Origin of the sequence: Nonomuraea aurantiaca (genome assembly GCF_020215705.1) — a bacterium.
Classification (GTDB): Bacteria; Actinomycetota; Actinomycetes; order Streptosporangiales; family Streptosporangiaceae; genus Nonomuraea; species Nonomuraea aurantiaca.
Genome location: NZ_JAIWNB010000014.1, coordinates 49,451 through 71,749, shown reverse-complemented (window position 1 = coordinate 71,749; position 22,299 = coordinate 49,451). Strand labels below are relative to the sequence as shown.

Sequence of the window (22,299 nt, the reverse complement as noted above, 5' to 3'; positions counted from 1 at the left end):
ACGAATCAAGCGCTTGTTAGGCAGCGATCCTACCCTGTGGCGAGCCCGCGGACGATGATGGCCGGCACGACCTCGATCAAGCGCTTGCTACGACTCCGACGCCGGGATACGCTGCCCAGGCAAAACGAGAACAAGTTCTTGTTTATCGGGGCCTCGGACCACCTGAAGAGGAGTTTCGATGGGCACGCTCGGTTTCTGGAGACTGGCACAGGCGGATCCGGACTGGATCGCGTGCGTGGACCCGGACGGTACGGAGCACCGCGCGGGCGACCTTCTCGCCCGGTCGAACCAGCTGGTGCACGGCCTGCGCGAGCTCGGGCTGAAGCCGGGCGACGGCGTCTGCGGCCTGGTGCCGAACGGCGTGGACGGGCTCGTCCTCTACCTGGCCGCGTTACAGGCCGGCTGGTACTACACGCCGATCAACTGGCACCTGACCGGGCCCGAGATCGCCTACATCGTGGCCGACAGCGAGGCCCAGGCGTTCTTCGTGCACCCCAGGTACGCGGCCGAAGGAGCCAGGGGCGCCGAGGCCATCGCGCCTGAGCGGCGCTTCGCCGTGGAAGACGGTGATATTCCGGGGTTCCGGCGGATCAGCGAGCTGACCGACGGGCAGCCGGACACCGCGCCCCCCGACCGTACGGCCGGGCTGACCATGCACTACACCTCGGGCACGACCGGCAAGCCCAAGGGCGTCCGGCGGCCATTGAACGGGCTCGACCCCGACGACGCCGCCGAGATGCTGTCGTTCCTGCCGGGCCTGTTCGGCATCACCCGGGGCCGGCCGAACGCGCACCTGATCACCTCGCCGAACTACCACACCGCCGTCACCCAGTTCGGCGGCACGGCGCTGCACATGGGCCACACGCTCGTCTACATGGACAAGTGGGACGCCGAGGAGATGCTCCGGCTCTGCGAGAGGTACAAGGTCACGAACTCGCACATGGTGCCCACCCACTTCAAGCGCCTCCTGGCACTGCCCGAGGAGACCCGCCACAAGTACGACCTGTCCTCGCTCAAGTGGATGATCCACGCGGCGGCCCCCTGTCCGGTGCCGGTGAAATGGGCGATGTTCGAGTGGTGGGGCGACTGCGTCTACGAGTACTACGCGGCCACCGAGGGCGGCGGCACCCTGGCCACGCCGGAGGGCTGGAAGGCGCACCCGGGCACGGTCGGCTCGGCCTGGCCGATCAGCGAGGTGCTCATCGTGGACGACGCGGGCGAACCCCAGCCGACCGGAACCCCCGGCACGATCTACATGAAGATGCTCGGCGCCCGGTTCGAGTACAAGGGCGACCCCGCCAAGACCGCCGAGAACCAGCTCAAGGACTACTTCACCGTCGGCGACATCGGCTACCTCGACGAGGACGGCTTCCTCTACCTGTGCGACCGCAAGGCCGACATGATCATCTCGGGCGGGGCGAACATCTACCCCGCCGAGATCGAGAACGAGATCATGATCCACCCCAAGGTCGCGGACGTGGCGGTGTTCGGCATCCCGGACGAGGAGTGGGGCGAGCAGATCAAGGCCATCGTCGAGCCCGCCCCGGGCTCGGTACCGGGCCCCGAGCTCGCCGCCGAGATCCTCGCCTCGCTGGAAGGCCGCCTGGCCAGGATGAAGTGGCCCAGGTCGATCGACTTCATCGAAGAGATGCCCCGCGAGCCCAACGGCAAGCTGCTCAAACGCAAACTCCGCGCACCTTACTGGGAGGGACACGACCGTGCCATCTGAACCGCTGGTGGCGGAGCACATCCTGGAGTTCCCGGGCGGATACGCGCGCACGACCGGGCCGGTGATCGGACGCTTCCTGACCGAGCTGCGCGGCGGCCGGATCGTCGGCGTGCGGACCGCCGAGGGCAAGGTGCTGGTGCCGCCGCTGGAGTACGACCCCGCGAGCGGCGAGGCCGTCACGGAGGAGTTCGTCGAGGTCGGGCCCGCGGGGACGGTGACCGCGTGGGCATGGGTGGACGAGCCGCGCGGCGGCCACCCGCTCGACCGGCCGTTCGCCTGGGCGACGATCAAACTCGACGGCGCCGACACCGCGCTGGTGCACGCCGTCGACGCGGGCAACGCCAAGGCGCTGCGGATCGGCAGCCGGGTCTGGCCCGTCTGGCGCAGCGAGCGCACCGGTCACATCACCGACATCTCCTACTTCGCGCCGGAGGTCACGAAGATCGTGTCCCCCGTGCGGGCGGAGTACCGGTTGCAGGTGGGCGGGTCGCTGCTGACCTTCCTGGAAGGCGTCGAGCGCGGCGTGTTCCTCGGCGGCCGGTGTCCCAGCTGCGAGAAGGTCTACGTCCCATACCGCGTCTTCTGCCCGGCCTGCGGTGGCCCGATCGCCGACCAGCTCGAGTTACCCGACACCGGCACGATCACCACGTACGCCATCAACAACCTGCCCGACCCGCGCGCCCCCGAGGTGCCCTTCGTCTCCGCCTACATCCTGCTCGACGGGGCGGACATCCCGATGATCGCCCTCGTCGGCGGCGTCCCGGCGCACGAGGTGCGGCAGGGCATGCGGGTCAGGGCCGAATGGGTGCCCGAGGGCGAGCGGACGAAGTCCATGGCCAACGTCCGATGGTTCGCCCCCACCGGCGAGCCGGATGTGGAGCTCTGATGCGTGAGGTAGCCGTCGTCGCGTTCGCCCAGACCCGCCACACCGACCATGACGGCGGCCTGAGCGAGCCCGAGCTGATCCTGCCCGTCATCAACGAGGTCAAGCAGTCGACCGGGCTGAAGCGGTTCGGCTTCACCTGCTCCGGCAGCTGCGACTACCTCGCGGGCGCGCCGTTCTCGTTCGTCTCCGCGCTCGACGCGCTCGGCGCGTGGCCGCCGATCTCCGAGAGCCACGTGGAGATGGACGCGGCCTGGGCGCTGTACGAGGCATGGGTGCGCCTGCAGCACGGCGACATCGACTCCGCCCTGGTGTACGGCTTCGGCAAGTCGTCACTCGGCGACCTGCGCGAGATCATGACGCTCCAGCTGGACCCGTACTATCTGGCGCCGCTCGGCCTCGACCAGCTCTCCTTCGCCGCCCTCCAGGCCAGCGCGGCCGGGGCCGAACGCAAGGAGCTCGACGAGATCGTCAGGCGCAGCCGGGCCGACGGCCGGAGCAACCCGTACGCGCTCGACCTGCCCGAGGACGTCGGCGACGAGTACGCGGTCGAGCCGATCAGGAAGTCCGACGTCGCCCCCATCACGGACGGCGCCGCGGCGATCGTCCTGGCGGCCGGGGACCTGGCCAGGGAGCTGTGCGCCAGACCCGCCTACATCAGGGGCATCGCGCATCGCATCGAGCCGCATTACCTGGGTATGCGGGATCTCGCCTTGTCGGTCTCCGCGGCCGACGCCGCACGTGCCGCGGGGGTCGGCAAGGGTCCCGTCGAGGTGGCGGAGCTGCACACGCAGTTCGCCCACGAGGAGCCGATCCTGCGCCGGGCGCTGGAGCTCCCCGACGGCACGGTGATCAACCCGTCCGGCGGCCCGCTCGCCGCCAATCCGGTCATGGCCACCGGCCTCATCCGCATCGGCGAGGCGGCCCGGCGCATCCACGACGGCACGGCCGCCCGCACGGTGGGCCACGCCGCCGGCGGCCCCTGCCTGCAGCACAACCTTGTGACCGTCCTGGAGGCATGAAAATGGGCAACAGGTGTGCCGTGATCGGCGTCGGCCAGACGCACTACACGACCAAGCGCAGGGACGTGTCGATCGCCGGGCTGGTCCGCGAGGCGGCCGTCCGGGCCTTGGAGGACGCCGGGCTGACGTTCAAGGACATCGACGCGGTCGTCGTCGGCAAGGCGCCCGACCTGTTCGAGGGCGTGATGATGCCCGAGGCGTACCTGGCCGACGCGCTCGGCGCGGCCGGGAAGCCGATGATGCGCGTGCACACCGCGGGCAGCGTCGGCGGCTCCACGGCGCTGGTCGGCGCGAGCCTCATCCAGGGCGGGGTGCACGACCGGGTGCTGGTCGTGGCGTTCGAGAAGCAGTCGGAGTCCAACGCCACCTGGGCCCTGTCCACCCACCTGCCGTTCAGCGCGTCGCTGGTGGTCGGGGCCGGCGGCTACTTCGCGCCGCACATCAGGGAGTACATCCGCCGGACCGGCGCGCCCGAGCACATCGGCCACCTGGTGGCCGTCAAGGACCGCCTCAACGCACTCAAGAACCCCTACGCCCACCTGAAGATCCCCGGCATCGACCTGAAGATGGTCGAGTCGACGCCGATGCTGTGGGAGCCGATCCGCTACCTGGACACCTGCCCGTCCAGCGACGGCGCCTGCGCCATGGTCCTGTCGTCGGAGTCGGCGGTCACTGGCACACCCGCGTGGCTGCACGGCACGGCCATGCGCTCCGAGCCGATCTTCCGCGCCGACCGCGACACGGTCAGCCCGCAGGCGGGCAAGGACTGCGCGGCCGACGTCTACCGGCAGGCGGGCGTCACCGACCCGCGCCGCCAGATCGACGTGGCCGAGGTGTACGTACCGTTCTCCTGGTACGAGCCGATGTGGCTGGAGAACCTGGGATTCGCGGCCGACAGCGAGGGCTGGAAGCTCACCGAATCGGGCGCCACCGCCCTCGACGGCGACACCCCGTGGAACGCCTCCGGCGGCGTGCTGTCGAGCAACCCGATCGGGGCGTCGGGGCTGATCAGGTTCGCCGAGGCCGCGCTCCAGGTACGCGGGATGGCGGGGGAACACCAGGTGGACGGCGCCCGGCTGGCGCTCGGCCACGCGTACGGCGGGGGAGCCCAGTTCTTCGCGATGTGGATCGTCGGACGGGAGAAGCCCTGATGGAGTTCAACCACGCCGACCTGTTCGAAGGGATCGCGGACGCGGTCGGCGACCGGCCGGCCATCGTCTGCGACGACGAGCGCCGCACCTTCGCCGAGCTGGACGCCGAGGCGAACCGGATCGCCCACTACCTCCAGGATCTCGGCGTCGAGCCCGGCCAGCACGTCGGGCTGCACCTGTACAACAGCATCGAGTACGTCGCCGGGATGCTCGCCGCGCTGAAGATCCGGGCGGTGCCGATCAACGTCAACTACCGCTATGTCGAGGCGGAGCTGCTCTACCTCTACCGGGACTCCGACATCCGGGCGCTGATCTACGACGTGGAGTTCGAGCCGCGGGTGTCGGCGGTCATGGGGGAGGCGCCCCTGCTGGAGCACCTGATCTCGGTCGGCGGGCGGTCGTCCGTCGCGACCGCCGTGCCGTACACCGAGGCGCTGGAACGCGGCGCGCCCACGCGCGGCTTCGAGCCGCGATCCGGGCAGGACGTCTACATCATCTACACCGGCGGTACGACCGGCATGCCCAAGGGCGCGATGTGGCACGTCGAGGACCTGTTCGTGGCCTTCGGCGGCGGCAACCCGTACGGCGCGCCGCTCCCGACACCGCAGGCGGTGATCGACCAGGCGGCCGCCGCGGACCCGCCCATGGTCATGATGGCGGCCGCGCCGCTGATGCACGGGGCCGCGCAGATGGGCACGTTCATCAGCTGGTGGATGGGCTCGACCGTGGTCTACGTCCGCAGCTTCAGCGCGGACGCGGTGCTGCGGGCGATCGCCCGCGAAAAGGTGGCCACGCTGAGCATCACCGGCGACGCCATGGCCAGGCCGCTGGCGGAGGCGCTGGAGAGCGGCGACTACGACGTGTCCTCGCTCATCGCGCTCAGCTCGACCGGGGCCATCCTCACCGGAGCCGTGCGCGACCGGCTGCAGGCGGCCCTGCCCAACGTCATGATCCTCGACAGCTTCGGCTCCACGGAGTCCGGCTACACCGCCTCCGGGGTGGCGGGCTCCTCACCCGAGGCGGGGCTGCGCTACCAGCCGAACGCCACGTCCGGGCTCGCCGTGCTCGACGAGAAGCTGCGGCCCGTCCAGCCGGGCTCGGGGGAGCTGGGCACGGTGGCCAAGTCGGGGCCGATCTCGTTCGGCTACTACAACGACGCGGAGAAGACCGCCCGTACGGTCGTCACCGACGCCGAGGGCACCCGATGGCTGCTGACCGGCGACCTGGCCAGCGTCGACGCCGACGGCACCGTGAACGTCTTCGGGCGCGGCTCGCAGTGCATCAACACCGGCGGGGAGAAGGTCTTTCCCGAAGAGGTGGAAGCGGTGCTCAAGGGGCATGAGGCGGTCTTCGACGCGGTGGTGACCGGGATACCGGACGAGCGGTGGGGCAACCGGGTGGCGGCCGTGGTCGAGGCGCGCGAGGGCGTGGAGGTGACGGCGGGCGAGCTGGACGCGCACTGCAGGCAGCGGTTGTCGGGGTACAAGGTGCCTCGTACGTACGTGTTCGTGGACGAGATGGTCCGGTCACCGGCGGGCAAGGCCGACTACCGGTGGGCCCGGCGACAAGCGGAGTCCGGCGGCTCGTAAGCCCGGGGTTCAGCGGCTCGCGCCTCTTCCGCCTCCTCGCGGCGGCTCAGCTCGGCCTGGCAGAAGTCGAGCCGGGCCTGGGCCACGGCGCCGAGCAGGTCGTCCTCGATCACCTGGGTGCCCCGGTGCAGCACGACGCTTGCCTCCAGCACCCGTCCCGCCTCGATCAGGGCGTCTCCGAGCATGAGCATCCCGTTGGCCAGATGACCCATGAGGGCTGGATCGCCGGACGCGAAGCGCTCCAGAGCCGCCAGCGCCTCACTCAGCGGCAGCACCGCGTCGGCGGGCCTGCCCTGCAGCGTGAGCGCGGCGCCCAGCGACATCCCGGCCATGGCCCGCCCGGTATGCACACTGACGGCGTCGACCCCCTGCTCCAGCAGCTGGTCGTAGACGTCGACGGCGATCCCGGCCCGCTCAGCCATGGCCCGCCCCTGGTCGGTCATGGCCCGTTCCTGTCCGGCCATGGCGCGGTCGTGTTCGGCCTGCGACCAGGCGATGGCCTCCAGTGCGTCGTGCGGCCGGTGGAGCGCGGCCAGCGTCGCGCCCAGGACCGCGTACGTCATGGCCGCGCCGACCGGCTCGTCCAGCTCGTCACAGAGGTCGGCGGCCCGCTCGGCCTGCGCCAGCGCCTCCACGGCCCGCTGCCGCCCGAGCAGCGCCCTCGCGTGGACGCACAGGCACCGCACCAGCATGCCGCCTTCCACATCCGGGTCGGCCAGCAGCGGCCGGAGCGCGGCCTCGACCTGGTCGCCGAACCGCGCGGCCGGCTCGGCCGCCGCCTCCTCCAGCAGTCCGTCGAGCCGGCTCGTGAGCAGTGACCGCAGCGCCGACCGTACGGCGGGCTGCTCGCTCGACCGCCGCAGGACGTCCAGCATCCGCAGGAGGTGCCCGGCCGATCTGGCCGGATGGTCGTGGACGGCCAGCACGAGCGCGTCCAGGCCCTCGGTCTCGGCCAGGAACCGCTCAGCCACGACCTCCGGCCCCAGAGGCGCCAACCTCCCTCGGGCACCGCCCCGGCCCGGAAAGAGGCGGGCCAGCCAGTCGCCCAAGGCCAGCCTGCGGTCGTACGTCTGGGACCCGGGCACCGCCGACAGCAGTTCCCGCAGCTCTTGGCGGGTGGGCGTGGTGAGCGTGACCAGGGCCACCGCCTGCCGGGCCGTCGCGGCGTCCACCGGCTCGTACCCCTCGGGCCATACCGTCATCCACTGTTGCTGCTCGTACATCAGGAACCGGCTCAGCAACTCCCCGCCCTCGACGTCGTCCCCGCGCAGCCGCATCAAGGCGGCCAGGTGCACGCGCAGCGGATCGCCGTACTCCGGATCGTCGAGCGCGGGCAGGAGGGCCCGGGGCGGCGCGAACGCCCGTATGGCCGCCGCCGCGTGCCCGACCCGCTCGGCGCGTGTCAGCGGACGGCGGTCGAGCTGGATGGTGATGCCGTCCAGCTCATTCAGCTCCTTCGGCAGGCCGCCGGCACCGGCGGGCTCGCGGGTGAGCAGCAGGAACCTGACCGGGTGACGGCGCCGCCGCCCGGCCAGGTGCCCGATGAGCTCACCGATCGCCGCCGCCCACGGTTCCGGGTGATCGACGACCAGGAGAGTGGGGCGGAGGACGTCGAGGCCGGTGGCGCAGGGGTAAGGGGCGGTGAGGAAACCGGCGTCCCAGCCCATCTCCGTGAGCTCCGCGCACAGCTCGCCCGCCAGCCGGGTCTTACCCGTGCCGCCCCGGCCCGCCAGCACCGCGATCGACAGCGGCGCCGGGCTGTCGGCCCAGCCGCGCAGTGTCGCCAGCTCCTCATGGCGCCCTAGGAAGGGTACGACGGCGTGCTCCGGCACCAGCAGCGGCCAGTCCGGGCAGTCGGGCGGCAGCGGCTCGCGGGCGCGCCGCAGAAGGCTCGGCAGAGAGTGGACCTCGACGACGCGCTCGACCCCGAGGCGGTGCGGTGGCCTGTCCATGGGGCCCGCCTAGTCGCTACGTCCCGATGTGTCGTCCCCCGACGAGGGTGCCACCACTATCCCATCAGGGCTCGCTCCCAGTCAGGAAATCGCCCCGCTTACTATGCCTACTCACCCGTGAGCAGGGGAGCTACGCCTTCTCGCCCGTGAGCAGGGCGGCCAGGCCGAGGTAGACGAGGCCGCTGCCGATGTCGAGGCGGCGCCGTGCCCGGGTGGAGCGGCGGACCCGGCCGGCCAGGGCCGAGGAGAGCAGCGCGTACGTGCCGTCGGTGGTCATGCCGAGCCCCATCCAGACCAGCCCGAGCACCAGGATCTGCGGCGCGAGCGGACCCGCCGCCGGATCCGTGAACTGCGGCAGGAACGCCAGGAAGAAGATGGCGGTCTTGGGGTTGAGCACGTTGACCACGAAGCCCTCCCAGAACATCCGCCGCTTGGAGTGCACCTCGATCTCGGCCACGTCCTCGGCCGAGGCGGCGGTCCGGTTCATCAGCTTGCGCACCCCGAGCCAGACGAGATAGGCGACGCCCGCGTACTTGATCACGGTGAACGCCGTGGCGGAGGCGGCCACCAGCGCGCTGATGCCCAGGGCCGCGGCGACCACGTGCACCACCGAGCCCGCGTGGACGCCGAGCACCGAGACCAGGCCCGCCGACCTGCCCTGCGCGACGCTTCTGGTGACGATGAACAGAACCGCGGGACCCGGCACCAGGAGGAGGGCGAGGGTGGCCGCGCAGAAGAGAGCGAGCGTCGCGAAATCCGGCATGTCGCTCATGGTAGGCGGGTGCCCCTCACCGCGGTCAACGGAATTCCGCCGCGACGGATGACGGGGGCGCCCCTCGCCGCGCTCAACGGCATCGACGGGTCAGACGCTCGCCACCAGGGCCGACAGCAGCGCCTCGGTGGCCGGTGGGTGGGGCGGGTCGCCGTAGACCGCCGCGTACACGTGCCTGGTGGATCCCGGGATCGGAGCCACCTCCACGTCTGGATGGCGGTGCGCGCTGAGCGCCAGCCCGGGCAGCACGGTCAGCCCCATGCCCGCCGCCACCAGCGCTTGTACGGCCACGATGTCGTCGCTGGTGAAGGAGATCCGCGGCTCGAACCCCGCCTTGGCGCAAATGTCGAGCAGATGGCTACGACACCGGTCACATCCGGCGATCCAGGGATCCCCGGCATGCGTCCCCAAATCCCCCGAGACGCCGGAGGACACCAGGTAACTCGGGTCGTCGAGCAGGTGGATCATCTGGATCCCCGGGTCCTCCGGCGCCGTGTCGTCGTAGCGGAACATCACCGCCACATCCACCCGCCCGCTCCGCAGCAGCCGGAGCGCCTCCGGCGGCTCGGTCTCCGTGAGGTGCAGCCGCAGCCCGGGATGCGAACCCGCCAGCCGGGTGGCCGTCCTGGGGATGAAGGTGCCCAGCGCGGAGGGGAACGCGGCCAGCCGGGCCCGCCCCGAGCGCAGCCCCACGTGCGCGGCGAGCTCGTCGGCGGTGGCATCGAGGCGGCCGATGATGTCGTCGGCCCGCGCGGTGAGCAGCTTGCCGGCCTCCGTGAGCCGGATGCCACGCCCGACGCGCTGCACGAGCTTGGCCCCGGTCTCGGCTTCGAGACGGGCGAGGTGGTGGCTGACCGACGGCTGCGAGTAGTGCAGCTCCTTGGCGGCGGCGGTCAGCGAGCCCGTACGCGCGACGGCGACGAGGACGCGGAGCCGTACGACATCCAGCATTCATCAACCATATCTATTGATGAGCCACAAAACTTCTGTTGGACCTATTGGTCCCAACGTAGCACCGTAGAAGGGGAGGACTTGAAGGGAGACCAACATGGACACGGTCCTGATCCGGCCGGGGCTCGACGCTCTCGTGTCGGACATCGGCGACATCACCGCCCGCCGCCTCGCCCCGCGGGAGACCGCGTTCGCGGTGGCGGATCTGCTCCGCCCACGGCTGCCCAGGCTCGACCTACTCACGCCGGAGGAACGAGCGGGGTCGCCCGATACGTACGTGTCCCAGGCGCTATACGCGTGTGACGACTTCTCGATCGTGGCGGTCGTCTGGCGGCCGGGCCAGTTCACGGTGATCCACGACCACGTGTCGTGGTGCGCCTTCGGCGTGATCAGCGGGATCGAGCACGAGACGCTCTACCGGGACATGGGGGACCACCTGCTGGAGATCGGGCAGGCCGCCAACCTGCCGGGCGAGGCCAGCGGGTTCGCGCCGCCCGGCGACATCCACAAGGTGATCAATGTGAGCGACGAGGTCGGGGTGTCGGTGCACGTGTACGGGGCCGACGTGAGCAGGCTCGGCAGCAGCGTGCGCCGGGTCTACGACCTGCCCGTCAGAACACCGGCCTAGTCACCGGCTCTCCCCGATGAGTTTCCACCTGCGGAGCGGTCAGTACCCAGGTAGGCCCATCGAGGAGGAGCGATCATGGAACCGATCACCGAGCTGGACGCCAGATACAGCGCCGAGGGCGCCACCGCGACCGAGTGGGCGCGGGCGCGCGACACCCTGGAACGCGCCCAGACGTTCTGGCTGGCCACCGTCCGCCCCGACGGCAGCCCGCACGTCACGACCCTGCTGGCCGTCTGGCAGGACGGCACGCTCTACTTCTGCACCGGCGCGGGTGAGCAGAAGGCCCGCAACCTGGAGTCCAACCAGCACTGCACGCTCACGACCGGCACCAACTCTCTGGAGGAGGGCCTCGACGTGGTCGTGGAAGGCGTCGCGGAGCGGGTCACCGACGCCGGCCGGCTCAAGCGGCTCGCCGACGCCTATGAGGTCAAGTACGGCAGCGACTGGCGCTTCGAGGTGGGCGACGACGCCTTCCTGAACCAGGGCGGCGATCGGGCGCTGGTGTTCGCCGTGTCCCCGGCCAAGGCGTTCGGCTTCCGCAAGGGCGACTTCAGCCAGACCCGCTGGCGCTTCCGGCGCGGCTAGGCTGAGCCGTATGCCGGCAGAGCGCCCCAGGCGGGCGGACGCGCGCCGCAACCACGACGCGGTCCTGGCCGCGGCCAGGCAACTGTTCGCCGAGCGTGGCCTGGACGTGCCGCTCGACGACGTCGCCCGCCGCGCCGGGGTCGGCAACGCCACGATGTACCGGCATTTCCCCACCCGCCAGGATCTGATCATCGCCGTCTACGCCGACGAGGTGACCGAGCTGTGCGAGAGCGGCGACGCCCTCCTGGCGGCCGGTTCGCCGGGCGACGCGCTGCACGAGTGGCTGGGCGCCTTCGTCGCGCACGTCGCCGGCAAGCGCGACCTGGCACTGGCTCTCCCGCGCGACGGCTCGGCGCGGTTCGGCGAGTGGCACGAGAAGATGCTGGCCACCGCGTCTGCCCTGCTCACCAGGGCGCAGGACGCGGGCGAGGTCCGCGCCGACCTGACCGTCCGCGAGCTGATGACCCTCGCCAACGCGATAGCGCTGACCGGCTCGGACCAGTCCGAGCGGCTGCTCGACCTGCTCAGGTACGGGATAGTCGGGCGTTGACGGGGCCATAGTAGGAAAAAATGTACAAGCGTTGAGATCTGTTGGCTAGTCCTTTACTCTCAGCCAGAGGCGCGCGTCAGCCGCCGGAAACGGGAGGCACGGCAATGCTGAAAGTGATCGGCGCGGGGTTCCCGCGTACCGGAACCAGCTCGATGAAGGCCGCGCTGGAGCGGCTCGGGTTCGGCCCCTGCTATCACATGTTCGAGATCCTGACCAAGCCCGAGCACGCCGACCGGTGGGTGTCCGTCGTCTCCGGCGAGAAAGTGGACTGGGACCAGGTGTTCGACGGCTACCAGTCGGCCCAGGACTGGCCGGCCAGCGGGTTCTGGCGCGAGCAGGCGGCGGCCTACCCCGACGCCAAGGTCATCCTGACCGTCCGCGACCCCCACCGCTGGTACATCAGCATGCAGAATCTCCTCTCCAACGGCCCCGGCGGGACCATGTCCATGGACCCGTCGACGCTGCCACCGGCCGCGGCGAAGATCCTTGAGGGGATGCAGAAGATGCAGCCGGTGCTGAGCGCGATCGGGGAGGACGCCTTCGGCCAGGGCTGGAGTCCCGCGAACGGCCTGCCCGACGAGAAGGTCGCCATCGAGGCGTTCGAGCGCCACAGGGCCACCGTCGAGGCGAGCCTGCCCGCGAGCCGGCTCCTGGTGTTCGACGTGCGCGAGGGGTGGGAGCCGTTGTGCGCGTTCCTGGACGTCGAGGTTCCCGATGAGCCGTTCCCGCATCTCAACGACTCCGAGTCGCTGCAGCGCAGGATGGGAGAGCTGATGGCGGGGCAGATCCCTTCGTCCATCGTGGAGGTTCATTAGATCCGCTCGACCCGGACCCTTGCCCGGCCTCTGGTGGGGCCTGAGCCCGTTACCATCGGAGGCCAGCAGGAGGGGGTGGGCCCATGTCGACCGATGAGATCGCCGGCCAGGCGTGGGAGAACGAGAGCAAGGGCCAGCGCACTCGCCGCCGGATCCTGGAGGCCGCCCGCCGCACCTTCGGCGAGGTCGGCTTCGAACGCGCCACCATCCGCGCGATCGCGGCCGAGGCGGATGTCGACAAGTCCTCGGTCATCCAATACTTCGGCACCAAGCAGCAGCTGTTCCGCGAGTCCCTCGACCTCTGCCTCGACGTCGACTCCCTGACCACCGACGACCCGGGCCGCTCCGCCGAGAACTATCTGCGCGCCATGCTCGAGCGCTGGGCCGCCGTCCCCGACAGCCCGATGGCCGTACTCCTGCGCACCAGCATGACCAGTCAGGAAGCCGCCCAGCTGCTCCGCGAACACGTGACCGCCGAGGCGATCGACCGGATCGCGGCCGGGGTCCACGGTCCCGACGCGCGCCTGCGGGCGGCGCTGGCGGGCGCGATGATGTTCGGCATCACCGTCCACCGCCACCTGGTGCGCATGCCCGACCTGGCCGAGGCCGACCTCGACGACGTCCTCCGCCTGGCCGTACCGCTCATCCGCACGCTGCTCGAGGACGCCGACGCCGACGCCTGATAGCGCGGACGGCCTCAGAGCCTGCCGCCGACCCTGAGCCGACCGCCGGCCAGCAGGTCGGGCCGGTGGTGGCGGACCCGGTCGCCCATCGGACCGTGTTCCCACAGCGGGTCGACCACGCCAAGGGGAATGCTCAGTTTCAGTAATCCGGTCGCCGGATCGACCGGCATCCGATCCAGATGGCCCAGCAACCAGCCAGGGGCACGGGGAGAAACCTCATATTCGCCCCAGCCGACCACGCCGATGCATTTCCTGGTACCGGTCCGCACATAGATGCGGTCCGCTTCGGCGATGGTGCGCGGGCTCGGCACCCGGCTTTCCACGACATCGACGCGCTCAATGTGCCGCCATGCCAGGCGCACGCGCGATCCGTACGCGTCTTCCATCTCCACGCCTTGTGCGGAGAGACGTACGACCGTGTCAGCGGCCATCTGCCGGTGCCTGGCCAGCCGTACGCCAATGGCGAGCGTCGCCATTACCGTGGCGGTCAACGCCCATGCGATATGAGGTTCCGGGAGCGCCAGGCATACCGGGACCAACAGGATGAGCGGGCTGAATAACCGGGCAGCGGTCGCGAGTGAGAATTCGCGCACCATGCGGAACTCTTCCATAAATCAAAACTGACGTCCGGTGCCATAGGTGTCAATGCGGACTGCCCTCCTACCCGCCCGCCTGTCACCCCCCGTCAGCCGAAGTCGGCGGCGTGGTCCATGGCCCATTGGCGCAGAGAGCGGGCCGGGACCCCGGTGACGTCCTGGACGGTGGAGGTCAGCTCCGGGGGCGGCCCGGCGAGCATGGCGGCGTAGCCGTCCAGGAGCACGTCGACGAAGGAGTCGGGAAAGCTCTCGTCGGCCAGCAGCCGCTCTCGGGCCTGCTCGCGGGTCAGCTCCCGCCAGCGCAGCGGCCGGCCCAGCGCCTCGCCGATGACACGGACCTGCTCGGCCTGGGTGAGCACCTCCGGGCCGGTCAGGGTGTAGGTGGCGCCGTCATGTCCCGGTTCGGTCAGGGCGCGGACCGCGACGGACGCCATGTCGGCCTCATGGATCAGGGACATCGGCAGCGCGCCGTATGCCCCCTCGACGATGTCGCCGGCCCGGATCTGGTCGGCCCACCACAGCGTGTTCACCGCGAAGGTGCTCGGCCTGATCATGATGGACTCGATCCCGCAGCCGTGGACGAGCTTCCCCTGCTCCTCGAAGCCGAGGTCGGGAACGCCGCCCGTACCGAGGAAGACCACCCGGCGGGCCCGCCGGGCGACCACGTCGAGCACGGCGGGCAGCTGTTCGCCGGTGTGCAGCGGCCAGAGCAGGAACACCGCGTCGATGCCGTCCAGGCAGGCCGCGATGGTGTCCGGTGCGGACAGGTCGCCGCGCATCACCTCGACCTCGGCGGGGAAGCGGGCGGTGCGCGGATCGCGGGTGACCGCCCGTACGGCGTGGCCGGTCTCGCGCAGCTGGGTGATGATCTGGCCGCCGACGTTTCCGGTGGCGGCGAGGACGAGGATGTTCATGCGACGAGCGTCGCGCACGCCCCCACACCTGTCCCAGCCAGGCGGCTAGGATCGCCGGAAACCGTCACCGCACAGGGATATGAGGATGGATACCGTCGACAGGGGTCTGGTTCACGCGCTGCAGATCGATGGCCGGGCCTCGTTCAGGGCCTGATGTCCGGCGGCACCGAGATCTCCTGCACCGTACGGACACGCGGCACCCACGACCAGGACGCCCTGCTGCTGGACAAACTGCCGCGCACCAGCCGGGTCGTCTCGGTCTCCGCTCACCTGCTGCTCCGTAATTTCGTGCTGCCGGACGCCTGGCAGGGGCTGGCCTGGCTGTCACCCGAACAGGCCGACCGGCTGCGGCCGCCGCCGGTCGAGGCCGGAGACGGCCCGATCGACCTCGACGAGGGCGACAAGGCGCTGCTGCGGGCGCTCAATCTGGACGGTCGCGCGCCCTACGCCGAGCTGGCAGCCGCCACCGGCTGGTCGGAGACCACGGTGAAACGCCGCCTGTACGCGCTGCGCGGCCAGGGAATCCTCAGCTACCAGCTCGACGTACCGCCGTCGGCGCTCGGATTCGGCACCGAGGCCCGGCTGTGGATCGCCGCCCCGCCGGCCAAGGCGGTCGAGGTGGGTGCGGCGCTGGCGCGGCATCCCGAGATCGCCTTCGCCGCCCTCACCACCGGGCCCACCAATCTGGTCGCGGCCCTGAACTGCCGCGACCCCCTGGACCTGGGCCGTTACCTCACCGAACGGCTCGCCGCCCTGGAGGCGATCACCACCATGGAGACCGCCCCCATCATCCGCACCGTCAAGCGCGGCGGATCGCCGAGGCTGTAGCGGGGAATCAGACGCCGAGCGCGGAGGGCAGGCTGAGCTCCCGCAGGAACAGCGCCTCTGCGGTGGCGATGCGGCGCAGCTCCTCCAGGTCCACCCGCTCGTTGGGCGCGTGGATGGCCGCCTCCTCGTCCTCGGCCCCGAACAGCAAGATCTCCGCCGCCGGGAACTGCTTCAGCAGCGTGTTCACCAGCGGAATCGACCCGCCCGCCCCCACGTCGCGGGGCGGCCGACCGAAGGCGCGCTCCATCGCCCGGTTGAGCGCCGTGCGGGCCTTGCCGCCCGAGTCCGCCTGGAAGCCCGACCCCACGGTGAAGTCGCCGAACGCGACCTGCGCGCCCCACGGCGTGACCTGCCGCAGGAACTCGACCACCGCGTTCACGGTCGTCTTGGGGTCGCCGGACGGGGGGATGCGGACCGTGACGCGGGCGCGAGCCGCGGGCTGGACCGCGTTGATGGCGCCCGACACCGTGGGCGCGTCGATGCCGGTCACGGTGATGGCGTACGACGCCCACAGACGGTCCGCCAAGGAGCCGGAGCCGACCAGCGACACGCCGTCCAGCACCCCGGCGGTCCTGCGGAACTCCTCCTCCGACGGTCCCTGACCGAGGAAGGTGCCGCGGGGCAGGCCCGGCACCCGGATGTCGCCGTTGTCGTCGTGCAGCGAGGTCAGCATGCGCATGAGCGCCGAGAGCGCGTCGGGGGCGGCGCCGCCGAACTGGCCGCTGTGCACCGGCTCGCGCAGGGTGCGGACCTCGATGGTGAACGCGGCCATGCCGCGCAGCGAGGTGGTGACCGCGGGGTCACCGACGCGTGGGTTGCCGCAGTCGGCCACCACGATGGCGTCGGCCCGCAGCAGGTCGGGGTTGCGCTCGACGAACGCCTCCAGGCGCTCCCCGGCGTACTCCTCCTGGCCCTCGATGAGGACCTTCACCCCGACGGGAAACCGCCCCTGGAACGCGCGCAGGGCGGTGACGTGCGAGATGATGCCCGACTTGTCGTCCGCGGTGCCCCTGCCGAACAGCTGGCCGTCGATCAGGGTCGGCTCGAACGGCGGGGTGCGCCAGGCGGCCGGGTCACCGGCGGGCTGCACGTCATAGTGCGCGTAGAGCAGCACCGTGGGCGCGCCGGGCGGCGCGGCCACCTCGCCGTACACCGCGGGGAAGCTGCCCTCGACCGCGACCCGCTGCACGTGCGTCAGCCCCGTGCTGCGCAGGAGCTCCTCGGTCAGCGCGGCGGCGGCCAGCACGGGCTCCTCGGGATGCCCGGGGAAGGCCACCGACGGGATGGCGGCGAGCCGCTTGAGGTCCTCCACGGACTGCGGCATCGCGGCCGCGACGGCGCTCTCGATCTGGTCAGGAGTCACGGACGGTCCCCCGGGTCGTTCTCGATAGTTAACGTCTCATTGGATCACAAAGGCTTCACAACGCGTGAAACGGGCATGACCCGCGCGCTAACCTACCTGCGGATTTCGTAGCTGTTACATACCGTTCCTGCGGATCTCGGTTTTCTTGCACACTGCTGCGACGCTTTCGCTTGGCAAACCCGAGGTGAACATGCAGACTGTGGGGAGATCAGACACGAGGGAAGATAATCATGACGCAGCCGGAAACCGAGATTCTCAAGGCCGCGCAGGATCACCTGTGGTTGCACTTCACGAGGCACAGCGCCTACCAGCAGACGGAGATCCCGACCATCGTTCGCGGTGAGGGCTCCTACATCTACGACATCCACGGCAAACGCTACCTGGACGGCCTGGCGGGACTCTTCGTGGTCCAAGCCGGTCACGGCCGGAGCGAGCTGGCCGAGGCAGCCGCCAAGCAGGCGCAGGAGCTGGCCTTCTTCCCGCTGTGGTCTTACGCGCACCCGAAGGCGGCCGAGCTGGCACAGCGGCTCGCGAGCCTGGCCCCCGGCGATCTCAACAGGGTCTTCTTCACCACCGGCGGCGGCGAGGCGGTCGAGTCCGCCTGGAAGCTGGCCAAGCAGTACTACAAGCTCATCGGCAAGCCGCTCAAGCACAAGGTCATCAGCCGCCAGATCGCCTACCACGGCACCCCGCAGGGCGCCCTGTCGATCACCGGCATCCCGGCCTTCAAGCAGATGTTCGAGCCGCTCGTGCCCGGCTCGGTGCGGGTGCCGAACACGAACTACTACCGCGCCGACGAGATCAGCGGCATCAAGGGGATGAGCCCGGAGGAGTACGGCATCTGGGCCGCCGACCGCGTCGCCCGCGCGATCGAGATGGAGGGCCCCGACACGGTGGCCGCCGTCTTCGCCGAGCCGGTGCAGAACGCCGGCGGCTGCTTCCCGCCGCCGGCTGGCTACTGGCAGCGGCTGCGCGAGATCTGCGACGAGTACGACGTGCTGCTCGTCTCCGACGAGGTCATCTGCGCCTTCGGCCGGCTGGGCACGATGTTCGGCGGCCAGAAGTTCGACTACGTGCCCGACATCATCACCTGCGCCAAGGGCCTGACCAGCGGCTACTCGCCCATCGGGGCCATGATCGTGCATGACCGGCTGTTCGAGCCGTTCAAGGGCGGCGACCAGATGTTCGCCCACGGCTACACCTTCGGCGGGCACCCGGTCTCGGCGGCCGTGGCGCTGGCCAACCTCGACATCTTCGAGCGCGAGGACCTGCTCGGCCACGTCACCAGGAACGAGCCGCTCTTCCAGGCCACCCTCGACGGGCTCAAGGACCTGCCGATCGTCGGCGACGTCCGGGGCGCCGGCTACTTCTGGGGCATCGAGCTGGTCAAGGACAAGACCACCAAGGAGACGTTCACCGACGAGGAGTCGGAGCGGCTGCTGCGCGGGTTCCTGTCGAAGGCGCTGTTCGACGCCGGGCTCTACTGCCGCGCCGACGACCGTGGCGACCCCGTCATCCAGCTCGCGCCGCCGCTGATCGCGGGGCCGAAAGAGTTCGACGAGATCGGGTCGATCCTCCGCAACGTGCTCACGGAAGCGTGGGCTCGCCTTTAACACTGTTCAAGGAACGAAAGGATCCGCCATGAAGATCGGCGTGCCTGCCGAGGTCAAGAACCACGAATACCGAGTCGCCGCAACCCCGGCAGGCGTGCACGAGCTGGTCCGTCACGGCCACGACGTCACCGTCCAGCGAGGCGCGGGCCTGGGCTCGCACATCCCGGACGAGGAATACCTGGCGGCGGGCGCGAAGATCGTCGAAAGCGCCGACGCCGTGTGGGGCGAGGCGGAGATGGTGCTCAAGGTCAAGGAGCCGATCGCCGAGGAGTACCACCGGCTGCGCGAGGGCCTGGTGCTGTTCACCTACCTGCACCTGGCCGCCTCCCGGCCGTGCACGGACGCGCTGCTCGGCGCGAAGACGACGGGCATCGCCTACGAGACCGTGCAGGTCGGCAACACCCTGCCGCTGCTCGCCCCGATGTCGGAGGTCGCGGGCCGCCTGGCCCCGCAGGTGGGGGCGTACAACCTGATGCGCTTCAACGGCGGACGCGGCGTGCTGCCGGGCGGGGTGCCCGGTGTGGCCCCGGCCAAGGTGGTCGTGATCGGCGGCGGCGTCTCCGGGCTGAACGCCGCCCAGATCGCCGTCGGCATGGGCGCCGAGGTCACCGTGCTCGACACGAACGTCGACCGCCTGCGCTTCATCGACGCCATCTACCAGGGCCGGCTCAAGACGCTGGTCTCCACGTCGTACGCGATCGAGCGCGAGGTGCTGAACGCCGACCTGGTCATCGGCGCGGTCCTGATCCCGGGCGCCAAGGCCCCGACGCTGGTCTCGAACGACCTGGTCTCGCGCATGAAGCAGGGCTCGGTGCTCGTCGACATCGCCATCGACCAGGGCGGCTGCTTCGAGGACTCCCGCCCGACCACGCACGCCGAGCCGACCTACACCGTGCACGGGTCGATCTTCTACTGCGTGGCGAACATGCCGGGCTCGGTGGCCAACACCTCCACCTACGCCCTGACCAACGCGACGCTCCCGTACGCCGTCAAGCTCGCCGACCTGGGCTGGCGAGACGCGCTCAAAGCGGACACGGGCCTGGCGGGCGGGCTCAACACCTACGACGGGCTGCTCACCAACGGCCCGGTCGCGCAGGCGCTCGAACTCCCGGTCACGCCGGTGAGCGAGGTCCTCGCCGCCTGACCCTGCCTGAATCGCCTGACCACCCCTGGAGCACAGCGGCTCGGCTATCGGACACCGAGCCGCTGCCGCAGGTCGCGGGCCGTGGCGAGGACGTGGTCGATCTCGCCGGGGCTGGGCCAGGGCGCGCTGCCCGGACGCAGCAGCGTGCCGCGCACCGACGCCAGGTGCTCGATCGCGCTGGAGTGCAGGCCGCTGCGCCGCGCCAGCCAGCCCAGCACGTCCGCGTGGTCGTGCAGCGGTCTGGTCGCCAGGTCCCAGGTGCCGAGGATCTCGGCCAGCTCGCGTACGGCCAGCGAGACCCCGCCCCGGCGGCCGGTGGCGGCCGCCGCCAGCTCGGCCCGCGCGGCCAGCTCGGGCTCGGCCGGCCGGTCCCACGACGGAGGCGGCGGGTCGGCCAGCCACCGCGCGGCCTCCTCCGTCTCCCCGGCCGCCGACAGCAGCCCGGCCAGCTCGATGGCCGCCTGGTGGTGGCCGGCCAGCGCGGCCTGCCGGAACCAGTGCCGCCCGCCCGCCAGATCACTGAACTCGGCGATGAGCAGCAGCCCGAAGTGGAAGGCGGACTCGGCGTCGCCGCTGGCCGCCGCCCGGCCGAACCAGTGGCCGGCCCCGGCGGAGTCGCCCAGCTCCACGCAGACGAACCCGGCCATCCGCTGGTCCGCCAGCCGGCCCGCGCCGGCCGCCCGCTCGAACCAGGCGCGGGCCGTACGCAGATCTCCGTGGGCCAGCGCGGCGCTGCCGAGCTGCGAGGCGGCGCCCGGGTGGTCGCTCTTGGCGGCCAGCCGGAAGTAGGCGCCGGCGCCCTCGGGGTCACGGCTGGCCTGGAGGAGCAGGCCGAGGCAGTAGGCCGACTCGGCGTGGCCGCTGCGCGCGGCGCACTCCCACCAGTGCAGGGTCTCCTCGTCCTCGCCCGCCGCGTACGCCAGGAAGCCCAGGTCATGCGCGGAGGCCGCGTCGCCGTCGGCCGCCGCTCGGCGGTGCCACTCGCGCGCGGCCGCGACCTCGCCGGCGTCCTCGCAGATCAGCGCCAGTCGCCGGGCGGCCGTCCGGGAGCCCTCGCGGGCCGCGATCTCGAACCAGCGCCGCGCGGCCGGGACATCGCCGCGCTGCTCCAGCAGCAGCGTGGCCAGGTTGACCGCGGCCTCGACGTCACCGGTGGCGGCGGCCAGTTTGTACCATGAGACGGACTCCTCCAGGCTGCCGTGTTTCTCGTGCCAGATGCCCAGGTTGTAGGCACTGTCGATGTTGCCGCCCGCCGCAGCCCGTTCCCACCACTCCTTGGCCGCCGAGCGGTCGCCCCGCTGGGCGCAGAGCCGGCCGAGCCGGTGCGCCGCCTGCGGGTCGCCGGCCCGAGCGGCCATCAGCAGCTCGGGCTCGTCTCCCACCCGTGGCGCCGGAATCGCCGGTGTCGCCACCTCCTCTTGCCACCACGCCATGGCCACAGGGTGCCAGGTAATCGCGCGAATGCGAACAGTAATCGCCGAGGGACTAGGAGAAGTTGATGTAGCCGCTGTACATTCCCATCCCGCATACGTAACGAAGCGACCCGGGAGGCTGTGGCGGCAGGTGGACCGTCGCGGGAAGGGCGACGTCCCGCCCGGCGATCGTGACCGTGCTCGTGCAGCCCTGGCCGGCCAGCTTGAAGACGATCTCGACGGGGACTCCGGCGCGGGCGGTCACGATCTCCGGCCGGTAGCCGTCGCGGGTCGCCCAGACGGTGACCGTATGGGCGCTTTGTCTGGCGACGGCTCCGCCTGACGCTCCGCCTGACGTCGCCGAACCTGCCAGACCCGGCGAGCCTGCCGAGCCTGCCAGACCCGGCGAACCCGCTGGAGCCGCGAGCCAGCCGCCCAGGCTGACCCCCGAGCCGACCGTCCACAGACCGGCCGCGAGCGCCGCCACCCCGGCCAGCCGGGCGAGCCTGGTCCGCGAGACGCGCCGCAGGACCCAGCCGAGCAGCGCGAAGGCGGGTGCCGTGCCGAGCACGAACCCGGTCATCACCGCCGCACCGCCCAGCGGCGAGCCGCTGGAGACCGCGACCATCTCCATGCCGAGTGTCACCCCGCAGGGGATGAGGATGGTGGCCGCGCCCAGCAGCGGCGCGCTCCGGGGCGCCCGCCTGGGGGTCTCACACCCGGACTGCCGCCGGCGGAGCAGCCTGATCGCGTACGTGATGACCGCGACGCCCGCCGCCACGAGCAGCAGCGCCCGCGCCTGTGGGGGCAGGCTGACGGCCGAACCCGCCAGACCGAGCAGCGCCCCGGCGGCGGCGTAGGAGGCCAGCCGGCCCGCCAGGAACCACCCCACGAGCACCGGATCGCGCGACGGCCCCCGCTCGCCGCCATCGCAGTCGCCCGAGGTGAGGCCCACGAGCAGCCCGCCCTGCACGGCGGTGCAGGACGCGGTCCCCGCCACCAGTCCGGCGGTGAGCCCGCTGGCGAGGAGGGCAACGGCCTGCACGTTCAGCCGCGGAGCGCCAGGTCGTCCAGCGCTCCGCTCTTCGCCGCCTCGACGATCGAGCCGAACTGGTCGAG

General features: G+C 71.1%; 21 protein-coding genes. 13 read left to right on the top strand and 8 right to left on the bottom strand.

The genetic code is table 11. The annotated features are described in order from the left end of the window. The first annotated feature begins 178 nt into the window (after positions 1 to 178). From LDL49_RS30000 to LDL49_RS29980, 5 genes are read left to right on the top strand one after another with little or no spacing between them, the layout of a single operon-like run. Positions 179 to 1,729 carry an acyl-CoA synthetase gene (locus LDL49_RS30000; protein WP_225295759.1) on the top strand — a complete coding sequence of 517 codons (1,551 nt, stop codon included), beginning with the start codon at positions 179 to 181 and terminating at the stop codon, positions 1,727 to 1,729. Then, on the top strand, positions 1,719 to 2,615 hold the full coding sequence (locus tag LDL49_RS29995) for a Zn-ribbon domain-containing OB-fold protein (RefSeq protein WP_225295758.1): 897 nt from the start codon (positions 1,719 to 1,721) through the stop codon (positions 2,613 to 2,615). The genes LDL49_RS30000 and LDL49_RS29995 overlap by 11 nt, the downstream gene beginning before the upstream one ends. Further along, complete coding sequence (locus LDL49_RS29990) at positions 2,615 to 3,634, top strand: thiolase family protein (protein ID WP_225295757.1); 1,020 nt, start codon at positions 2,615 to 2,617, stop codon at positions 3,632 to 3,634. The genes LDL49_RS29995 and LDL49_RS29990 overlap by 1 nt, the downstream gene beginning before the upstream one ends. A 2-nt stretch (positions 3,635 to 3,636) precedes the next feature. After that, positions 3,637 to 4,785, top strand: coding sequence for a thiolase family protein (locus LDL49_RS29985; protein WP_225295756.1), 1,149 nt, complete (start codon positions 3,637 to 3,639; stop codon positions 4,783 to 4,785). After that, positions 4,785 to 6,374, top strand: coding sequence for an acyl-CoA synthetase (locus LDL49_RS29980; RefSeq protein WP_225295755.1), 1,590 nt, complete (start codon positions 4,785 to 4,787; stop codon positions 6,372 to 6,374). Before LDL49_RS29985 ends, LDL49_RS29980 begins: the two co-directional genes overlap by 1 nt. Here LDL49_RS29980 and LDL49_RS29975 read toward each other — a convergent pair. From LDL49_RS29975 to LDL49_RS29965, 3 genes are all read right to left on the bottom strand, one after another. Then, entirely contained in the window at positions 6,332 to 8,326 is a 1,995-nt protein-coding gene (locus tag LDL49_RS29975; protein WP_225295754.1) for a hypothetical protein, read from the bottom strand. The genes LDL49_RS29980 and LDL49_RS29975 overlap by 43 nt on opposite strands. Positions 8,327 to 8,456: 130 nt before the next feature. Next, positions 8,457 to 9,089, bottom strand: a complete 633-nt coding sequence (locus tag LDL49_RS29970) for a LysE family translocator (RefSeq protein ID WP_225295753.1) — start codon at positions 9,087 to 9,089, stop codon at positions 8,457 to 8,459. Between the two features lie 99 nt (positions 9,090 to 9,188). Beyond that, positions 9,189 to 10,049: a LysR family transcriptional regulator gene (locus LDL49_RS29965; RefSeq protein WP_225295752.1), complete on the bottom strand. Its 861-nt coding sequence runs from the start codon at positions 10,047 to 10,049 to the stop codon at positions 9,189 to 9,191. A 97-nt stretch (positions 10,050 to 10,146) separates the two neighbouring features. Between LDL49_RS29965 and LDL49_RS29960 the strand changes: the two genes are divergently transcribed. The 5 genes from LDL49_RS29960 (at position 10,147) to LDL49_RS29940 (ending at position 13,310) form a co-directional block, all read left to right on the top strand. Beyond that, on the top strand, positions 10,147 to 10,677 hold the full coding sequence (locus LDL49_RS29960; protein WP_225295751.1) for a cysteine dioxygenase family protein: 531 nt from the start codon (positions 10,147 to 10,149) through the stop codon (positions 10,675 to 10,677). Between the two features lie 75 nt (positions 10,678 to 10,752). After that, complete coding sequence (locus tag LDL49_RS29955; protein ID WP_225295750.1) at positions 10,753 to 11,262, top strand: pyridoxamine 5'-phosphate oxidase family protein; 510 nt, start codon at positions 10,753 to 10,755, stop codon at positions 11,260 to 11,262. Positions 11,263 to 11,272: 10 nt separating this feature from the next. Continuing rightward, entirely contained in the window at positions 11,273 to 11,812 is a 540-nt protein-coding gene (locus LDL49_RS29950; protein ID WP_225295749.1) for a TetR/AcrR family transcriptional regulator, read from the top strand. A 104-nt stretch (positions 11,813 to 11,916) separates the two neighbouring features. Continuing rightward, positions 11,917 to 12,627 (top strand): sulfotransferase family protein, encoded by a 711-nt coding sequence (locus tag LDL49_RS29945; protein ID WP_225295748.1) that lies wholly within the window; start codon positions 11,917 to 11,919, stop codon positions 12,625 to 12,627. An 83-nt stretch (positions 12,628 to 12,710) separates the two neighbouring features. Further along, positions 12,711 to 13,310, top strand: a complete 600-nt coding sequence (locus LDL49_RS29940; RefSeq protein ID WP_225295747.1) for a TetR/AcrR family transcriptional regulator — start codon at positions 12,711 to 12,713, stop codon at positions 13,308 to 13,310. A 14-nt stretch (positions 13,311 to 13,324) separates the two neighbouring features. On the opposite strand, the gene LDL49_RS29935 is transcribed toward LDL49_RS29940, so the two are convergent. Both LDL49_RS29935 and LDL49_RS29930 read right to left on the bottom strand, forming a co-directional pair. Further along, complete coding sequence (locus LDL49_RS29935; RefSeq protein ID WP_225295746.1) at positions 13,325 to 13,921, bottom strand: hypothetical protein; 597 nt, start codon at positions 13,919 to 13,921, stop codon at positions 13,325 to 13,327. Between the two features lie 74 nt (positions 13,922 to 13,995). After that, positions 13,996 to 14,820, bottom strand: a complete 825-nt coding sequence (locus LDL49_RS29930; RefSeq protein ID WP_225295745.1) for an NAD(P)H-binding protein — start codon at positions 14,818 to 14,820, stop codon at positions 13,996 to 13,998. A gap of 153 nt (positions 14,821 to 14,973) precedes the next feature. Between LDL49_RS29930 and LDL49_RS29925 the strand changes: the two genes are divergently transcribed. Beyond that, complete coding sequence (locus LDL49_RS29925) at positions 14,974 to 15,648, top strand: Lrp/AsnC family transcriptional regulator (RefSeq protein ID WP_225295744.1); 675 nt, start codon at positions 14,974 to 14,976, stop codon at positions 15,646 to 15,648. Positions 15,649 to 15,655: 7 nt separating this feature from the next. Here the strand turns inward: LDL49_RS29925 and LDL49_RS29920 are convergent, their stop codons facing one another. Beyond that, positions 15,656 to 17,011, bottom strand: coding sequence for a dipeptidase (locus LDL49_RS29920; RefSeq protein WP_225295743.1), 1,356 nt, complete (start codon positions 17,009 to 17,011; stop codon positions 15,656 to 15,658). Between the two features lie 230 nt (positions 17,012 to 17,241). Here LDL49_RS29920 and LDL49_RS29915 point away from each other — a divergent pair, with 230 nt between their 5' ends. Both LDL49_RS29915 and ald read left to right on the top strand, forming a co-directional pair. After that, positions 17,242 to 18,624 carry an aspartate aminotransferase family protein gene (locus LDL49_RS29915; protein WP_225295741.1) on the top strand — a complete coding sequence of 461 codons (1,383 nt, stop codon included), beginning with the start codon at positions 17,242 to 17,244 and terminating at the stop codon, positions 18,622 to 18,624. Positions 18,625 to 18,652: 28 nt separating this feature from the next. Continuing rightward, positions 18,653 to 19,768, top strand: coding sequence for an alanine dehydrogenase (gene ald / locus LDL49_RS29910; protein WP_225295739.1), 1,116 nt, complete (start codon positions 18,653 to 18,655; stop codon positions 19,766 to 19,768). A 44-nt stretch (positions 19,769 to 19,812) separates the two neighbouring features. On the opposite strand, the gene LDL49_RS29905 is transcribed toward ald, so the two are convergent. Both LDL49_RS29905 and LDL49_RS29900 read right to left on the bottom strand, forming a co-directional pair. Beyond that, entirely contained in the window at positions 19,813 to 21,201 is a 1,389-nt protein-coding gene (locus tag LDL49_RS29905) for a tetratricopeptide repeat protein (protein WP_225295738.1), read from the bottom strand. Positions 21,202 to 21,253: 52 nt separating this feature from the next. Next, a complete protein-coding gene (locus tag LDL49_RS29900; RefSeq protein WP_225295736.1) occupies positions 21,254 to 22,225 on the bottom strand; it encodes an urease accessory protein UreH domain-containing protein in 972 nt (323 codons plus the stop codon). Positions 22,226 to 22,299 lie beyond the last annotated feature (74 nt).

Bases quoted from the DNA above. Each gene is read 5' to 3' on its own strand.
- LDL49_RS30000 (WP_225295759.1), top strand. From the start codon at position 179: ATGGGCACGCTCGGTTTCTGGAGACTGGCACAGGCGGATCCGGACTGG.
- LDL49_RS29990 (WP_225295757.1), top strand. From the start codon at position 2,615: ATGCGTGAGGTAGCCGTCGTCGCGTTCGCCCAGACCCGCCACACCGAC.
- LDL49_RS29985 (WP_225295756.1), top strand. From the start codon at position 3,637: ATGGGCAACAGGTGTGCCGTGATCGGCGTCGGCCAGACGCACTACACG.
- LDL49_RS29980 (WP_225295755.1), top strand. From the start codon at position 4,785: ATGGAGTTCAACCACGCCGACCTGTTCGAAGGGATCGCGGACGCGGTC.
- LDL49_RS29975 (WP_225295754.1), bottom strand. From the start codon at position 8,326: ATGGACAGGCCACCGCACCGCCTCGGGGTCGAGCGCGTCGTCGAGGTC.
- LDL49_RS29970 (WP_225295753.1), bottom strand. From the start codon at position 9,089: ATGCCGGATTTCGCGACGCTCGCTCTCTTCTGCGCGGCCACCCTCGCC.
- LDL49_RS29965 (WP_225295752.1), bottom strand. From the start codon at position 10,049: ATGCTGGATGTCGTACGGCTCCGCGTCCTCGTCGCCGTCGCGCGTACG.
- LDL49_RS29960 (WP_225295751.1), top strand. From the start codon at position 10,147: ATGGACACGGTCCTGATCCGGCCGGGGCTCGACGCTCTCGTGTCGGAC.
- LDL49_RS29955 (WP_225295750.1), top strand. From the start codon at position 10,753: ATGGAACCGATCACCGAGCTGGACGCCAGATACAGCGCCGAGGGCGCC.
- LDL49_RS29950 (WP_225295749.1), top strand. From the start codon at position 11,273: ATGCCGGCAGAGCGCCCCAGGCGGGCGGACGCGCGCCGCAACCACGAC.
- LDL49_RS29945 (WP_225295748.1), top strand. From the start codon at position 11,917: ATGCTGAAAGTGATCGGCGCGGGGTTCCCGCGTACCGGAACCAGCTCG.
- LDL49_RS29940 (WP_225295747.1), top strand. From the start codon at position 12,711: ATGTCGACCGATGAGATCGCCGGCCAGGCGTGGGAGAACGAGAGCAAG.
- LDL49_RS29935 (WP_225295746.1), bottom strand. From the start codon at position 13,921: ATGGAAGAGTTCCGCATGGTGCGCGAATTCTCACTCGCGACCGCTGCC.
- LDL49_RS29930 (WP_225295745.1), bottom strand. From the start codon at position 14,820: ATGAACATCCTCGTCCTCGCCGCCACCGGAAACGTCGGCGGCCAGATC.
- LDL49_RS29925 (WP_225295744.1), top strand. From the start codon at position 14,974: ATGTCCGGCGGCACCGAGATCTCCTGCACCGTACGGACACGCGGCACC.
- LDL49_RS29915 (WP_225295741.1), top strand. From the start codon at position 17,242: ATGACGCAGCCGGAAACCGAGATTCTCAAGGCCGCGCAGGATCACCTG.
- ald (WP_225295739.1), top strand. From the start codon at position 18,653: ATGAAGATCGGCGTGCCTGCCGAGGTCAAGAACCACGAATACCGAGTC.
- LDL49_RS29905 (WP_225295738.1), bottom strand. From the start codon at position 21,201: ATGGCGTGGTGGCAAGAGGAGGTGGCGACACCGGCGATTCCGGCGCCA.